The sequence below is a fragment of the Nocardioides sp. L-11A genome (genome assembly GCA_029961745.1).
In the GTDB taxonomy this organism is placed as follows: Bacteria; Actinomycetota; Actinomycetes; order Propionibacteriales; family Nocardioidaceae; genus Nocardioides.
Map to the genome: position 1 here is coordinate 2,598,527 of CP124680.1, position 15,159 is coordinate 2,613,685.

The following is a 15,159-nucleotide window of genomic DNA, read 5'->3' on the forward strand; positions in this document are numbered from 1 at the left end:
GGCCCCGTTCAGCAGAGGAGAGCCCCATGTCCGACAAGCAGAGCATCGACACACCCCACGAGCGCCGGCCGTTCCAGGCACACGGCCAGATGGACGTCGTCACCCTCGGCGCCTTCACCCTCGGCCGCGGCACCTTCGAACCGGGGTGGCGCTGGTCGAACGACGTGAAGCCGATCGCCGGCACCGAGTCCTGCCAGGTCCACCACACCGGCATCTGCCTCTCCGGCCGGATGACCGTCAAGCCCGACGACGGCGAGGAGATGGAGATCGGTCCCGGCGACGTCATCGACCTCGATCCTGGCCACGACGCGTGGACGGTCGGCGACGAGGCCTGCGTCATCCTCGACACCGGCGTGGCGGCGTACGCGAGGCCGAGCTGAGGCCGCGGGGCGAGCGGGTCAGCCACCGTCCTCGGTCAACAGCGTCGCCGGCAGCCAATCCGCGCCGAGGAGTTGGGCGAGGCCGGTGAGGCCGGTGGTGTCGCTGCCGACGGTGTCGGAGGCGGCGGCGATCCGCTCGACCATCACCTTGCCGACCTGCTCCTCGACGGTGCCCTCGGCGTAGGCGATGTGCCAGGGCGAGACCTGGTGGTCGCGGTGGGTGCGGCCGGTGACCTGGCGTCCGGCGATGCCTGAGAAGCGGGCCTGGTGGAAGATGCCGACGCGCGGCTCGGTGCTGGCCGAGCGGCCGTCGGCGAGCGTCTCGCCGGCGTGCAGGCTGATCGAGGCGACGGTGGTGAAGACGCAGACCTTGGCCTGCCCGGTCTGGAAGCGGAGTCGTTCGGCCTCGGGGTCGAACCGGTCGCGTCCGTAGATCGTGGCGACCTCGATGCCGGACTCGCGTAGCCGGTCGGCGATCGGGTCGGCGGCGGTCGCGACGAACTCGACGGAGCACGCGACCTGCCGTTCGGCCCGGACCTGCTGGGCGATCCAGTCGACGGTGGAGTCGACGCGGATCAGCCCGGCCTTCTGCCGGAACCGCAGCAGCGCGGCCCGGCCCTTCGCGACATTGCGGCCGCGGCGGGCGATGTCCATCTCGCGGCAGAACTCGCCCCATTCGGCCTCGTACGCCGTCCGCTCGGCCGGGGTGAGCGCCACCGGCATCCCGGAGATCGGCACCGGCCCCCACGGTGCGGCACGGTGCAGCATCGCCGGGGGCCGCTCCTCCGCGAGCCAGCCACGCACCAGCTTGAGGTCGGCGGCGCGGCGTGCCGGATCGGGGGTCCAGGTCGCGCCGTAGCGGCCCTGCTCCACGCCGACACCGTGGCGCTCGAGCGCCGCCGCGAACGCCGGGCCGGGCTGGGTGGCGGAGGCCCAGTCCCGCATCGGCTCACCGAGCACCTGCGCGTACGCCGGAGCGAGGTACGGCAACTCCAGCGGCGTGTGGCCGGGCGTCGCGGTGGTCGCGATGACGAACGGGGCCGTGTCGTGCGGCTTCCCGTGCCCGGAGATCCGCGCCCAGTGCTTCCACCGCTTGGTCGTCGTACGCCGCAGGGCGTGGGCCTCGTCCGCGATGATCACGTCCCAGCCGTGGTCCTTGACCTTCTCCAACCGGTCCCAGGTGATCACGACCCATTCGAGACCGCCGTCGCCCAAGGCCGTGATCGTGCGGCACCAGTGGCCGATCGTGATCGCGGCGGGCCGGTCGGCCACGACCAGCACCCGGCGCGCGCCGCGCAGGTCACCGACCGCCGTCGCCCCGAGGACCGCCGAGATCGTCTTGCCGACGCCGGGCTCGTCGGCCAGCAGGAACATCCGCCCGCCCGCCTCCGCCCGCGCCGCGATCGCGTCGGCCGCCTCGAACTGGATCCGCCGGGGCTCGAGTGCGTCGGTCGGCTCGGGATTCGGGATCGGGTCGTCGGGGTTGAGGGTGTTCTCGATGAACCGGCCGAGGGTGTGCGGGCCCGGGGCATAGGGCTGCAGGTGCGCGGGGAGCCGTGCGCCGACGTACAGGTGGGTCTTGACGGCGGAGTGCCAGCTCGCGCCCTCGACCTGCGTGCCGTAGGGCACGTCCAGCACCCACAGCCGCTCGCCGGGCCCGGTGAACGGCAGCGGTCGCGGGGACGCGCCCCGTCGACGGGGGCGGGATCGGCGAGGACGGGCCACCCCGGGGACGCTACCGGGACCGGCCGGCCCGCCCGGTGTCCGGCACGCCGTCGTGGTCGGGCAGCTCCGGACCCTGGTGCACGCGATGCTGCGCCGCTCCGACGCGACCCGCCGCTCCTAGGTCGATGGGCTCCCACGCCAGGCCGTGAATGCCGCCACACCCGGTCCTGAGCAAGCGGCGTGCGCCGTGCAGAACCGCCCTATTGCACCTACAGTTGCGGGGTGCAGCAACCCACCATGGCGTCTTGGCTCGGAGACCTCGTCGAGGCACGAGATCTGTCACCGGCGCTCGAGCGCGTGTCGAAGGTGCTGATGACGAATCCCAAGCTCGCCTCGTACGGCGAGGTCGCGAAGATCGCGGACACGGCTGGCGTCAACGGGAGTTCGGTGGTCCGGTGCGCACAGGCGCTCGGCTTCGCCGGGTGGCCGGCGTTGCAGCGGGAGATCAGGGCGCGATACCTGGCGTCATTGACCTCGGAGGAGACGTTCTCGACACACGATTCGTCGGTGTCCGGACCGGGACACAGCGCAGTCCTCCAGGACATCCAGAACCTCAAAGAAGCCCTCGAGTCCATCGACGCAGAGGAGGTTCGAGCCGTGATCGACGCGATCGCCGAGGCTCGGCAGACACTCGTCATCGGTACGGGGACCTTCACCGCGCCGGGGCAGGTCCTGGCCCATCTGGGAGCGACGGTCGGATATCCGATCGCCTTCGAAGGCCGCGGGGCGGTACACCTCTCGGCTGCGTTGGCGGGCTTCGGGCCTACCGACGTGCTTGTGGTCGTGAACGTCTGGCGGCCGATCCGAGACCTGATCAACGCCGCCCGCGTCGCGAAGGACGCCGGCGCTCGGGTCGTCGTCATCACGGACTCCACACGGGGGGTGTTCCGGTCGGTCGCTGACCACCTGCTGGTCGTGCCGAGTGAGGGCGTCTCGTTCTTCCAGTCCGTCACCGCCGCTACATCGTTGACGTACGGCATCGTGGACGGATTGGCACAGCGCGACCCGAGCGCCACCCGACAACGGCTGGCCGAGGCCCGACGCCGTTGGGAGGCGCTGCACACCTACGAACGGGATTGAGGCGCCCCGCTCGACTCCACCGATGCGCTGCCCGCTTCAGCTACCGCCGTCGAGCCGGTCCCCGAAGTCCATCCAGTGCGAGGTCGCCAACCATCCGGCATCGACGGGGATACTCGTACCGGTCACTGCGCTGGCGTCATCGCTCATCAGGAACGCAACGACGGCAGCGACCTCGGCCGGGTCGACGAGCCGCTGCAGAGCGGCTGCGCTCTCCATCGACGTGGCGTCTCGGGCGCCGACCTTGATCTTCGCCGCCAGCGCCGGAGTGAGGGTGAACCCCGGTGCTACCGCGTTGACCCGGATCCCGCGGCGCCCGAGCTCTCCCGCTGCGAGCCGGGTGGCGGCATCGAGCGCTGCCTTCACCGGGGCGTAGGCATGCAGGGGGAGCGGCCGGTGGGCGTTGATGGACGTGATGTTGACGATGGAGCCACCGCCGCGCATCAGGCGCGCGAACTCGACCATGCAACGGTGCGCGCCGAGATAGTTCACTGACCAGATCCGCTCGACGAGCGCCGGGTCGACCGCGTCGAGCGCGGTGACATCTTGCAGCAGACCCGCGACGTTCACCAGGCCCGCCACGCCTCGCTCCTCTTCGGCCAGTCGCGTGGCCACGCGACGTACGGCTTCGGGATCGGCAACGTCCAGCTGCGTGCTCTCCAGGCCCGGCCGGGGCGAGTTCGGGCGGGGAGGATCTGCGACATCGCCGGCGAGCACGTTCCACCCGTCGTCCAGGAGCCGCTCGACGACGGCGAGTCCGATGCCGCCGGTGCCGCCGGTCACGACCACCACGTCACCGTCGGTACGACGGGCCCTCTGGCCACAGCCGAGCAACCCTGCCGGATGAGGTCGAGGTGTCATGGGGCACCGACCTCGAACCGCCGTACCTTGCCGACGCTGGTGCGCGGAAGATCGGTGATGTGGTGCCACTCGCGCGGACGTGCCGCGGCGGTCAGGTTGCGCGCGGCCCAGGCGTCCAGTTCATCGGGGTCGGGTGGGCGAGCCGGATCGCGAGGCACGACGTAGGCGACCGTGACGTGGTCACGCACGGGGTCGGGGCGCGCCACGACCGCTGCCTCGAGAACGCCAGGCGCTTGGGCGACCGCCGCTTCGGTCTCGCTCAGGCTCACGTTCTCACCCCCCACCTTGACCACGTCATCGACCCGTCCGAGGAATCGGAGCTGTCCGTCGGCCCGCACCGCCACCACATCGCCGGTGGAGAACCAGCACCGGTGCCCTTGCTCCGGCGTCAACACTCGTTCGGTTGTCGCAGGGTCGTCCAGGTACCGCGCGAAGAGGTCCTGTCCGGGCGTGCCGAGAACGGATAGCTCACCGGTGGCGCCGACCGCCGCGTCATGCAGCCCGACGCCGTCGATCCGGACGGAACGACCTTCGACCGGTCGACCGATGACGTCGTAGGTGGCTGGTTCACTGCTGTCGATGGTGACGACCGCGACTGTTTCGGTCATGCCGTACAGCTGACGTGGCCGGCAGCCGACCAGCGTCGCAAAGTCCTCGTAGTGACGGCTTCCGAGGCTCTGGGCGAACCAGACGTGCTCCAGGGTGAGCGGTTGTTCGACAGCCGGGGTTCGGGCGAGGATCATCCGCATCGGGGCCGCGAACAAGCTCGCGTGCGTCGCTGCGATCGCCCGCGCCTGTGCCACCCACCTCGACGCCGAGAAGGTGGCGGTCAGGGCAACGCTGGCACCCGCTGCGATGGCCGGCGCGAAACAGTAGTACTGAGCGTTGGCATGGAAGAGCGGCAACGTGACGAACCATCGCGAACGTGGCGTCGTGCCCGACAGCTCAGCCATCACCGCTGCGACGTGGGCGTAGGAGTGTTGGGTCAACACGACGCCCTTCGGCTGGGCGGTGGTGCCGGACGTGAACATCACCGCCAGCCGATCATGCTCGGTACCGCCTCCTGCGCGGTCCACCCGCTGGTCGGTGGCAAGTAGGGCCGACCCGGGGTCGAGGTCGCGCGCGTCCTCGAAGAGCTCCAGGACGACAAAGACCGAGGTGGCACCCTCGCGGTAGACGTCGGCGCGGCTGGCGGCGCAGATACCGACGACCGGACTGGTCCGCTCACACTGGTTGCGGATGTCACGGGCCGATGAGGAGGGGTCGACCGGAACGAACCACGCACCGAGCCGGGCGACCGCCAGCCACACGGCGACGAAGCCCGGGCAGTTGCGTAGTGCGAGGTGGACGCCCGTTCCAGGACCCACACCCGCGGCGCTCAACGTTGCCGCGAGTCGGGCCACGACATCGTCGAAGGCGGCGTATGTCCACTGGGTCGTGGTGCCTTTCCCATCGCTGAAGACGAGGAAGGGGCGGTCCCCGGCACGGGCGACGGTCCGGTCCCAGCAGTCGGTGAAGGTGCGGGCACGTTCGATCTCCGAGCCGCTCACGAGGCGTACACAGACTCGGCTCGGTCCAGCCGACGCAGCAGCGACGGCCACTCCAGACCTGCCGAGAGCGCTCCGCTCCACTGCTGGGCGGTGAGGTCGACAACGGCGTCGTCGGGAATCACGAGTGTCTGGCCAGTGGCCTGGGCCAGCAGTTGGGTGCGAGCCGACTTCTCCAAGTAGTACATCTCCACGAACGCCTGGGCGACCGTCCTCCCGACGGTCAACGAGCCGTGGTTGTTGAGGATGAGCACTGCATGGTCGGCGAGGTCTGCGATGAACCGGAGCCGTTCGTCCTCGCTGAGCGCGATGCCCTCGTAGGCGTGATAGCCGACGCGGCCGTGGAATCGCATGGCGTGCTGCGTCAGCGGGAGCAGTCCGGTGGCGAGGCAGGACAACGCCATCTGCGCCTCGGTGTGCAGGTGCATGATGCAGCCGGCGTCCTCACGCGCGGAGTGGATCCCGCCGTGGATGACGAAGCCGGCGTAGTTCGGACGGAAGCCATGGGGGTTGTCACCGATGATGTTGCCGTCGAGGTCGATCTTGATCAGGTTGGACGCGGTGATCTCGTCGAACGCCAGACCGAGCGGGTTCACCAGGTAGTGGTGGTCGCTGCCCGGCACCCGTGCGGACAGATGGGTGTAGATCAGGTCGTCCCAGCCGAACATCGCGCACAACTGGTAGGCAGCGGCGAGGTCGGTGCGTACCTGCTGCTCCTCAGCGGTGCGGGGGGTGGTCTCCTGCACCGAGCCGGTGCGCATCTCGAAGGCTTCGTGTACGCCGAGTGACATAGGTGTCTACCTCTCCTAGGGGGTTATCGCATCTGCGGGGAGTCGTGCAGTCGATCCAGGGCCGCGGTGGCGAGCACCGCCGCCTGGGCGGCGAGCACGCTGTCGTCGAAGCGCACATCCGGCGTGTGGACACCGGGAGCTGTCGCAGGATCGAGGTCGGGTGGTGTGGTGGCGACGAACAGCATCGCGCCGGGCACGCGCTGGAGGATCTTGGAGAAGTCCTCCGATCCCATCAGCGGTTCGTGCGCGGCGTCGACCTTGTCCGGGCCACAGATCGTCCGGGCGGCCGCGACGAGTCGGGAGGTCTCGTTCGGATCGTTGACGGTGACCGGATAGCGCTCCACCAGCGTGGTCGCGGCTGCTACCCCGTGCGCGGCCGCCGCAAGACGCACCGTCTCGACAAGTCCGTCGCGTAGGGAGTCGAGGGACCCGGTGAGGGTGCGGACGGTTCCTCCCAGCCGCGCCACGTCCGGGATGACGTTGATGGCCGAGCCGGCGTTCATCTGAGTGATCGACACGACCGTCGGCATGAGCGGATCCAAGCGGCGCGGAACGTAGGCGTGGAGGGCGGCCGCGACGTCGACGAGAGCGGCAACCGGATCGTCGGCCAGGTGCGGCGTCGAACCGTGCCCACCGGACCCCCGGAGCTCCACGTCCAGCTCCGTGAGGCTCGCCAACAACGGTCCTGGTCGAGTCCACATCGTGCCCGGCTCACCGGCGCCGACGTGGACGGCGTACGCCGCGACCGGATGCCCACCCAGGTGGTCGAACAGGCCGTCGTCGAGCATCACCTGGGCTCCGTCGTAGCCCTCCTCGCCAGGCTGGAAGACCAGTGCCACCCGGCCGGCCATCGTCTCGCGACGCCGCACGAGGAATCGTGCGGCACCGAGCAGGCCGGCCATGTGGAGGTCGTGACCGCATGCGTGCATCGCGCCGTTGGTCGCGGCGAAGGGCTCGTCGCTGCGTTCGGAGATCGGGAGCGCGTCCATGTCTGCGCGCAGCAGCACCGTGGGGCCGGGTTCGGCGCCCTCGATCACGGCGACCACCGAGCTGCAACGGCGTCCGAGCCGGACATCCAACCCGAGCGCGTCGAGCTCGCGGCTCACTACTGACTGCGTGCTCGGCAGCTCGAGGCCGACCTCCGGTATCGAGTGCAGCTCGCGACGGAGTTCCTGCAGCCGGCCCAGGTCGCGGACCATGTCGCCGTGTACGTCCCCGTCGCTCATGGGATCGGATCCGCCGCCAGTGACGGGAACGGCGCCGGAAGCGCCTCGGTCGGCAGCCACACCACCTTCGACTGCACGAACTCCTCGACGACGCCCCGACCGCTCGCCCGGCCCCAGCCCGAGGACTTGAACCCACCGAAGGGCGCCAGCGGGTGCCCGACCTTGTAGCAGTTCACGTAGATCGTCCCGGCGTCGCAGCCGGCGGCGAAGCGGTGCGCACGGGCCACGTCGCTGGTCCACACTGCGCCGGCGAGCCCGAACTCGGTGCCGTTGGCCTTCGCCAGGGCTTCCTCCTCATCAGCGAAGGTGTCGATGCACAGGACCGGCCCGAAGATCTCGGTGCCGTTGAGAGGGTGGTCGGGGCCCACCCCGTCGAGAAGCGTCGGCATGTACCAGTTCCCGTCGCGCAGCGGGCCGTCGGCGATGTCTGTCGGCACGGCAAGCTGGTCGAGGCGTCGGGCACCGTGGGCCACGCCCGCGTCAACCAACGCACGGACCCGATCGAGCTGGGCTCGGTGGATGATGGGTCCCAGCTCGGTGTCGGGGTCGAGCGGGTCACCGACCCGGAGCCGACGAGCGCCTGACCGGATCTTCTCGACCAGGGCGTCGTGGATCGTTTCGTGGACGAGTAGACGCGAGCCGGCCTGACAGGACTGTCCGGCGCCGGAGAAGACCGCGGACAGGGCGCCACCCGCAGCAGCCGTGAGGTCGGCGTCGGCGAAGACGACGTTCGCGCTCTTGCCTCCCAGCTCCAAGATGGTGGGAGTCCCGGAGCCGGCGGCAGCGGCGGCGACCGCGCGTCCGGTGCCGACCGAGCCGATGAAGACGACCTTGCCGACGGCCGGGTGCGCGGTGAGGGCGCGTCCCACCGTGGGGCCGAGCCCCGGCGCCGCGGTCAGCAGGCCCACGGGGGCGCCGGCCTCGTGGAACAGACCGGCCAAGCGGATGGTGCTGGCCGGTGTGATCTCGCTGGGCTTGACGACCACCGCGTTGCCCGCCGCGAGAGCGGGCAGCGCGTTGGCGCAGGCGGTCAGCAAGGGGGCGTTCCATGGTGTCAGCGCGACGACGACGCCGTAGGGCTCCAGACGCGTGTAGGTGTGCCATGAAGGTTCGACACCGAGCGTCTCGCCGTTGATGCGTTCTGCCCAGCCTGCGTAGATCGTGAACATGTGGTCGATGGCACCCAGCTCGGCACGGGTGTCCCGCACGGGCTTGCCCGTGGTGAGGGTCTCGAGCAATGCCAGGTCCTGCGCCTTGGAACGGATCAGCTGACCGACGGCGCGCAGCACCTCGCCTCGGCGGCGCGGACCCATCGCCCACCATGCACGCTGCGCGCGAACGGCCTGCTCGACGGCTTCGGAGGCGAGGTCTTCACTCAGGTCGGCCCAGGTCGTGACCAGGTGATCTGTCGTCGGGTCCCGCAGCTCGACCGAATCTCCCCGGCCGCGCCGGGTGGACGCGCCCGCGGACATACCGATGCCGTCGGGTAGATGGCTCTCGAGGACGTCGCGGACGATGGACGCGCGCTGCTCGGCGTCGGCGTTCACGGTGGTCATGCCCGTGCCTCCTCTGCAGCGGGTGCGCTGGGATCCTCGACTGCGCCGAGCCGGCGCGGGTGGAGGCGGTCGGTCGCGGTTGTGAACGCCGATGGGGCGATGTTGCAGTCCGCCTGCGGACCGAGGACCTCGAGCGCGTGCGCCCACAGCTGCTCGGTGGCGGCGAGTACGGTGGGTGTGGCACCGGAGTCCTTGGCGACCGATAGGCCCAGACGCACGTCCCGTGCCATCAGCCCGACGGCGAAGCCGCCGACCAGTTCGCCTCGCAGTATGCCGGCGTAGTTGACCTGACTGACCGCGCTGCGTCCCGAGCCGTCGTTCAGGGCGTCCAGACCCGCCGCGACATCGAGACCGTTCGCGTCGAGGACGTCGATGGCCTCCGCCACGGACGCCAGATTCGCCGCGCAGAGCAGGTTGTTGAGGAGCTTCACGACGTTGCCGGAGCCCGACGGCCCCAGATGTCGCCACGTGGAGGTCAGGCTCGCGAGCACCGGCTCGGCCGCATCGACTGCGGCCGGTCGGCCGCCGACGAAGGCGGTGAGCGTGCCGGACCATGCGCCGACCCGGCCACCGGAGACGGGTGCGTCCACGAACACCGAGTCCGCCGCGTCACACAGCGCCTCCATCTCCCGGCTGGTGCGGGGGTGCGAGGTCGTGGTGTCGATGATCACGAGCCCTCGGCGGCCGTCGAGGAGGAGCGGCACGCAACGCTCGACGACGTCGGCTCCCGGCAACGACATCACCATCACCGAGCCTCGGAGCGCGGCGATGCTGTCGACGACCGGGACGCCGTCTGCCGCTGCCGCCGATCGGGCTTCGGGGGCGGGGTCGTAGCCACACACGTCCCACCCGGCTGAGTGCAGGGTGGCGGCCATACCCGAGCCCATCGTGCCCAGGCCGAGGACGCCCACACTCCTCTGGTGGGTGGGAGCGGAAGGCTTGGCGTTGGTCACAGGATTCCCTTCGGGTGGTTGGTGAAAGACGACGCAGCGGTGAGCCGCGACATCAGAGGAACAGCTGAGCGGACGCGGCGGCCAACAGGAACGCCACACTGAACGAGACGAGAGCCACCAGGACGACGCGCCAACTGAGGTTCTTCAGCGCCTCACGCTCGGCACCCAAGGACAGGCCGACCAGGGCGAGGACCGGGGTGACCAGGGACAAGAACGTGATGCCTGCGACCAGTTCGACGACGCGGTCGGAGATCGGGCTGAAAGGGGCCGCCACGAGCATGCCGACGACCACCGTCGTCACGAGCACCGGGATGCGCGGCACGGCGCGGTTGAGCGCGAAAGCCCCGAAGGTGACGAGGCCCATGCCGGCGATGGCGAGCACGGCGTCCAGTTCGAAGGAGCGGGTGCCGACCGCGTTCGACAAGCTCATCAGGGCGACGAAGACGGCGAGGATCTGTGCCAGGCGCGCCAGCCCGATGCGCGGCCGTACGACAACCTCGGCACCCTGCGCGACGGCGGTCATCGTCGTCGACGGGCCGGTGCCGCCGCCGGAGCTCGCCGGCCCGTCAGTCTCGCGGACGTCACCGTCGATCTCCAGCCGCTGCGCCACGCCGAAGGCACGGCACCACATCGGGTAGAGGCGCTCGGCCAGCGGCAACGCGATGAAGCAGGTCACGAAGGTGCCGATGGTCTGCGTCATCAGATTCGACGCGGCCGCGAACGCCAGGATCTGGTTCTCGAGATCCGGGTGTGCCGAAGCGATCGCGCCGGAGGCAGCAGCCATCATCGACCCCGACCCGACTCCGCTGCCCATCGCGAGTGCGAGCGGGTCGAGCCAGCCGGCCGAGGACACATAGCCGGCGATGAGCGCCAGGTACAGCGCGCCGAAGACCGAGCCGAAGACGTAGACGCCGAGCGTGCCGCGGTACTCCGGGGACGATGGACCATACCGCTCTGCGGTGTACGCCAGGTTGGCCTCGCGGTCGATCGAGTAGGTCGCGCCGATCGAGGCACGGCCCATGCGCAGGGCGATCGCGATCGGCAGCGCCACGACGACAGTGCCGAACAACTGCATGAACTCTTGCAGGGCCAGCGCCCACGTCACTTCGCGCAGCACGGTGAGCGAGGCGCCCACGGTGATGCCGACCAGGACCAGGAACACCATGATGCCGACCGAGACGAGCTCGAGGGCGTCGCGTTGTGCCTCGCGCGGGAGCGGCTTGACGCGCTGGAAGCTGATCAGCCCTCCGATCAGGATCGCCCAGACGATGGGGAAGAGGATGACCTGGCCGGGGCCGAGGTCGATGAACTTGGTACCGACCGCCTCGGCGACCACAGCGATTGCCGCGGCGCCCAGCAAGACGATCGCCAGGTTGCGTCGTGTCATGGACTTGGACCTTTCGTGCCGACCGACGAGGGAGGTGACTCCTTCCGCTCGCGAACCGCAACGCTAGATGCTGTTTGACGCAGTTGCAACACATTCTGCAGAATTGCCCGATGATCTCTCCTGTTGCATCCGTCGCCGCGGTCGATCGTTGGGTCGCGGCGCAACGCGTCCGACCAGACCCGCCGGCTGCGGCGCCCCCGGTCTTCCGGGCGTGGCGCAGTCCCGTGGGCTGGTCGGTCTTCCGCTACCGCCCGCGACTGGTGCCGTTCGGCCGGCTGCTCTGGCTGCCTGGTGGTGCATTCGTCCGGGCCATCACCGCAGCCCACTGGGCGATGGTCGAGAAGCTCGCCGACGAGACTGGGTTCGAAGCCGTGGTGGTGTGCTATCCACTGCTGCCGCGCGTGCGTGCCGCGCAGGCTGTCGACGACCTGGTCGGGCTCATCGCTGCAGTGAACGATGCCGAGGCGAAGCGCATGGTCGTGATGGGCGACTCTGCCGGCGCCGGACTGAGCCTTGCCGCCACGCAGGAGATGGCGCGCCGTGGGCTGCGGCTCCCCGCGGCGCTCGCCCTTGTCTCGCCGTGGGTCGACCTTCGGTTGGTCGATCCGGGACAGCCTGCGCTCGAGGCGGGCTCCGCACCGCTCACGATCGCCGGTATGCGCCGATGTGGCGAGTTGTACGCGGGAGAACTCGGCCTTGCGCATCCCGCCGTCAGTCCTCTGCTCGGGACGATGGCCGGCCTGCCACCCCTGACTCTCGTCGGCGGCACGGCTGATCTCCTCTTCCCCGACGCCCGAAGGCTCGCGGGTGCCGCGGCGGCCGCGGACGTGCCGGTCCGCTTGCTGAAGGCGGTCGACGCACCTCACAACTACCCGTTGACGGAGCATTCCGACGCCGCGGAGGCGCAGGCCGCGCTCGTCGCCGCATGTGTTCACTGACCGCTCGTGAGGCCGTCGAACGGAGGGGCGAGCAGATACATCAGGCCGCTCCACGGCGGCGCGCGTACTCGTCGAACGTGCTTGAGGACGTCGTGGACATGAGGCGCTTGACCTCAGCGGTCAGCGTGCCGAGCGACCTCGTTGTCGTACGCCATGGAGTTGTTGCCGAGCCCGCCCGCCTCCGAAGAGACGGGCGGGCCAGCTTCCCCCAGAAAGGAAGGATCGTCCCCCATGAAAGGACGACTCGACCCTACGCGACAGGTGGTGATCTGGTCGGTCGAGCGGATCAGCTGTCCGGGTGCCGGTCGAGTCGGGAGTCCGCCACGCCGTCGTAGTCGGGCAGCTCCGGACCTCCGACCGCTCGCTCGATCAGGGCGGTGAGCGACTCCATGTCGGGCTCGGGAGCCGGCTCGGCGGACGTGAGCATCTGCACGTGCATCCGGCCGATCTCCTGGTTGGCCGCCACATAGTCGCGCATCCGCTCCTCGTAGCGGGTGAACCCGGCCTCCGGGGCCCAGCCGGCGGCGGCGAGCTCCCCGGCGAGGAGGTAGGCACCGACCAGCGCCAGGCCGCTGCCCGCGCCGGACATCGGGGACGCGCTGAACGCCGCGTCTCCGAGCAGCCCCACCCGTCCGAGGTGCCAGTGGTCCATCACCACCTGGGCGACCTGGTCGAGATAGAAGTCCGGCGCGTCGTCCAGGTGCTCGAGGATCCGCGCCGTCTCCCAGCCGAAGCCGGCCATCTGTTCGCGCAACAGCCGCTTCTGGGTCTCGATGTCGCGGTGGTCGATGTTGAAGGCGGAACTGGGGAAGGAGAGCATGGCGATCGCCCGGGTGGGGTCGGGGAGGGGCCGCAGGCCCGCGGAGCGCCCCGCGTCGTTGTGGTCCCGCGCCCATCCGTCGAGCCCGAACCCGTCGGGGACGGTGAAGAAGGCCAGCACCATCCCGAGATGCCGGACGAACCGCTCGCGCGGCCCGAAGACCATCGACCGCAGCTCCGAGTGCAGCCCGTCGGCGCCGATCACCAGGTCGAAGCGCCGCCGCCCGCCGCGAGCGAGGGTGACGTCGACACCATCCGCGTCCTGCGTGAGCTCGGCGATGCGGTCGCCGAAGACGTACGCGACGTCGCCGCGGGTGTCGTCGTACAGCACGCGGGAGAGATCGCCGCGCAGGACCTCGATCTCCGCGATGTACCCGTCGCCCCCGTCTGCGTCCGCGCGGAACGTCTCCAGCACCTTCCCGTCGGCGTCCACTGCGTAGGCGCCGGCGGTCCGGGTGCACACCGCGCGCACCTGCTCCTCGAGCCCCATCCGCCGGACGACCTCCTTCGCTGCCCCGCGCGCGTCCACGGCCTGACCGCCCGGGCGCAGACCGGACGGTCGGTCGTTCCTCATCGGTCCGAGGGACAGCATCCGTCCTTACACCACTTTAATGTCCTAAAGTGGTGTAGCATCGCCGTATGACCGCGTCGCAGGGAGGCTTCGCCATCGGCTTCGAGAGCCGTCCCTGGCGCAGCGACCCCGACCAGTCGGCCTCGCGCCGCCAGCGGCTGACCGCGCGCGGGCCCTACCAGGCCGCGGTTCCCGCACGCATCGCCGACCTTCCGGTCCGGGTGGGCGCCGAGGTCCAGGCCGAGGCGGAGGACGCGGTTCGAGAGATCACCCGCTTCGACGCCGAGGTCGGCGCCCTGGCGGCGCGTCGGGCCGAGGTCGAGGGTGAGGACGTCGCCACCGAGCTGGCGCCGCTGGCGGCGGTGCTGCTGAGGACCGAGTCCGCCTCGTCCTCGGAGATCGAGGGCGTCACCGCGGGAGCCCGAGCGCTGGCGCTCGCCGCGATCGAGGCGAAGGCCGGCCCCAACGCCCAGCTCGTCACCGCCAACGTGGTGGCGATGCGGCGCGCGGTCGAGCTCGCCGACCAGATCAGCGTCGAATCGATCCTGGCCGCCCACGACGCGCTCCTGGCCGGGCACGAGTACGCCGCCCCCGGCCGGCTCCGCACGACCCAGGTGTGGATCGGCAGCAACGCGATCAGCCCGCACGCGGCCTCGTTCGTCCCGCCGCACCATGCGCGGGTCGAGGACGCGATGCGGGACCTGATCGCCTTCGTGGTCCGCGTCGACCTGCCCGTCCTGGTCCACTGCGCGATTGCGCACGCCCAGTTCGAGACCATCCACCCCTTCAACGACGGCAACGGCCGCGTCGGTCGGACCCTGGTGCACGCGATGCTGCGCCGCTCCGACGTCACCCGCCGCCTGACCGTGCCCGTGTCCGCGGGCCTGCTGACCGACACCGCGGCGTACTTCGACGCCTTGACCGCCTACCGCGACGGTGACGTCGAACCCATCGTCCAGCAGTTCGTCAGCGCCTCCTTCCGCGCGGTGGGCAACGGTCGCCAGCTCGTCGCCGAGCTGGAGCAGGTGTACGACGGCTGGACCGACCGCCTGGCGTCGCGGCGAGGCTCCGCGGCGCGACGGCTGCTCCCGCACCTGCTCAACCAGCCGGCCGTCACCGTCGCCCACGCCCAGGCCGCGACCGGCGTCGCCCTGTCCGCCGCCCAGCGGGCGGTCGAGCAGCTGGCCGCTGCCGGGATCGTCGATCCCGTCGGCACCGGCAGGCGCAACCGCGTCTGGCTGGCCCAGGAGGTGATCGACGCGCTCGACGCCTTCGCCGAGCGCGTCGGGCGTCGAGGCTGACGGGCGCCGCTCACCCGCTCGAGGTCA

At 70.4% G+C, this 15,159-nt stretch carries 13 protein-coding genes; 4 read left to right on the forward strand and 9 right to left on the reverse strand.

Annotated features, from left to right (window positions below):
- The first annotated feature begins 26 nt into the window (after window positions 1-26).
- The gene (locus QJ852_12330) at window positions 27-380 is read left to right on the forward strand and encodes a cupin domain-containing protein (protein ID WGX99206.1); all 354 of its coding nucleotides are present in this window, start codon (window positions 27-29) and stop codon (window positions 378-380) included.
- 18 nt (window positions 381-398) lie between these two features.
- Here the strand turns inward: QJ852_12330 and QJ852_12335 are convergent, their stop codons facing one another.
- The gene (locus tag QJ852_12335; protein ID WGX99207.1) at window positions 399-2,105 is read right to left on the reverse strand and encodes a helicase; all 1,707 of its coding nucleotides are present in this window, start codon (window positions 2,103-2,105) and stop codon (window positions 399-401) included.
- 222 nt (window positions 2,106-2,327) lie between these two features.
- Here QJ852_12335 and QJ852_12340 point away from each other — a divergent pair, with 222 nt between their 5' ends.
- A complete protein-coding gene (locus QJ852_12340) occupies window positions 2,328-3,185 on the forward strand; it encodes a MurR/RpiR family transcriptional regulator (GenBank protein ID WGX99208.1) in 858 nt (285 codons plus the stop codon).
- Between the two features lie 36 nt (window positions 3,186-3,221).
- On the opposite strand, the gene QJ852_12345 is transcribed toward QJ852_12340, so the two are convergent.
- From QJ852_12345 to QJ852_12375, 7 genes are all read right to left on the reverse strand, one after another.
- Window positions 3,222-3,965 carry an SDR family oxidoreductase gene (locus tag QJ852_12345; protein WGX99209.1) on the reverse strand — a complete coding sequence of 248 codons (744 nt, stop codon included), beginning with the start codon at window positions 3,963-3,965 and terminating at the stop codon, window positions 3,222-3,224.
- Window positions 3,966-4,039: 74 nt separating this feature from the next.
- Window positions 4,040-5,593: an AMP-binding protein gene (locus QJ852_12350; protein WGX99210.1), complete on the reverse strand. Its 1,554-nt coding sequence runs from the start codon at window positions 5,591-5,593 to the stop codon at window positions 4,040-4,042.
- Window positions 5,590-6,381 carry a class II aldolase/adducin family protein gene (locus QJ852_12355; protein WGX99211.1) on the reverse strand — a complete coding sequence of 264 codons (792 nt, stop codon included), beginning with the start codon at window positions 6,379-6,381 and terminating at the stop codon, window positions 5,590-5,592. The genes QJ852_12350 and QJ852_12355 overlap by 4 nt, the downstream gene beginning before the upstream one ends.
- A gap of 23 nt (window positions 6,382-6,404) precedes the next feature.
- Window positions 6,405-7,607, reverse strand: a complete 1,203-nt coding sequence (locus QJ852_12360) for a M20 family metallopeptidase (protein WGX99212.1) — start codon at window positions 7,605-7,607, stop codon at window positions 6,405-6,407.
- Entirely contained in the window at window positions 7,604-9,163 is a 1,560-nt protein-coding gene (locus tag QJ852_12365; protein ID WGX99213.1) for an aldehyde dehydrogenase family protein, read from the reverse strand. The genes QJ852_12360 and QJ852_12365 overlap by 4 nt, the downstream gene beginning before the upstream one ends.
- On the reverse strand, window positions 9,160-10,215 hold the full coding sequence (locus tag QJ852_12370; protein WGX99214.1) for an NAD(P)-dependent oxidoreductase: 1,056 nt from the start codon (window positions 10,213-10,215) through the stop codon (window positions 9,160-9,162). The genes QJ852_12365 and QJ852_12370 overlap by 4 nt, the downstream gene beginning before the upstream one ends.
- The gene (locus QJ852_12375; GenBank protein WGX99215.1) at window positions 10,169-11,503 is read right to left on the reverse strand and encodes a DUF3100 domain-containing protein; all 1,335 of its coding nucleotides are present in this window, start codon (window positions 11,501-11,503) and stop codon (window positions 10,169-10,171) included. Before QJ852_12375 ends, QJ852_12370 begins: the two co-directional genes overlap by 47 nt.
- A 110-nt stretch (window positions 11,504-11,613) precedes the next feature.
- Between QJ852_12375 and QJ852_12380 the strand changes: the two genes are divergently transcribed.
- Window positions 11,614-12,441 (forward strand): alpha/beta hydrolase fold domain-containing protein, encoded by an 828-nt coding sequence (locus QJ852_12380; protein WGX99216.1) that lies wholly within the window; start codon window positions 11,614-11,616, stop codon window positions 12,439-12,441.
- 286 nt (window positions 12,442-12,727) lie between these two features.
- Here QJ852_12380 and QJ852_12385 read toward each other — a convergent pair whose 3' ends face one another.
- Window positions 12,728-13,834 (reverse strand): FAD-dependent monooxygenase, encoded by a 1,107-nt coding sequence (locus tag QJ852_12385; protein WGX99217.1) that lies wholly within the window; start codon window positions 13,832-13,834, stop codon window positions 12,728-12,730.
- A 65-nt stretch (window positions 13,835-13,899) separates the two neighbouring features.
- On the opposite strand from QJ852_12385, the gene QJ852_12390 reads away from it, so the two are divergent.
- A complete protein-coding gene (locus tag QJ852_12390; GenBank protein WGX99218.1) occupies window positions 13,900-15,132 on the forward strand; it encodes a Fic family protein in 1,233 nt (410 codons plus the stop codon).
- The last annotated feature ends 27 nt before the right edge of the window (window positions 15,133-15,159 follow it).

Bases quoted from the DNA above. Each gene is read 5' to 3' on its own strand.
- QJ852_12330 (WGX99206.1), top strand. From the start codon at position 27: ATGTCCGACAAGCAGAGCATCGACACACCCCACGAGCGCCGGCCGTTC.
- QJ852_12355 (WGX99211.1), bottom strand. From the start codon at position 6,381: ATGTCACTCGGCGTACACGAAGCCTTCGAGATGCGCACCGGCTCGGTG.
- QJ852_12360 (WGX99212.1), bottom strand. From the start codon at position 7,607: ATGAGCGACGGGGACGTACACGGCGACATGGTCCGCGACCTGGGCCGG.
- QJ852_12365 (WGX99213.1), bottom strand. From the start codon at position 9,163: ATGACCACCGTGAACGCCGACGCCGAGCAGCGCGCGTCCATCGTCCGC.
- QJ852_12375 (WGX99215.1), bottom strand. From the start codon at position 11,503: ATGACACGACGCAACCTGGCGATCGTCTTGCTGGGCGCCGCGGCAATC.
- QJ852_12380 (WGX99216.1), top strand. From the start codon at position 11,614: ATGATCTCTCCTGTTGCATCCGTCGCCGCGGTCGATCGTTGGGTCGCG.
- QJ852_12385 (WGX99217.1), bottom strand. From the start codon at position 13,834: ATGAGGAACGACCGACCGTCCGGTCTGCGCCCGGGCGGTCAGGCCGTG.
- QJ852_12390 (WGX99218.1), top strand. From the start codon at position 13,900: ATGACCGCGTCGCAGGGAGGCTTCGCCATCGGCTTCGAGAGCCGTCCC.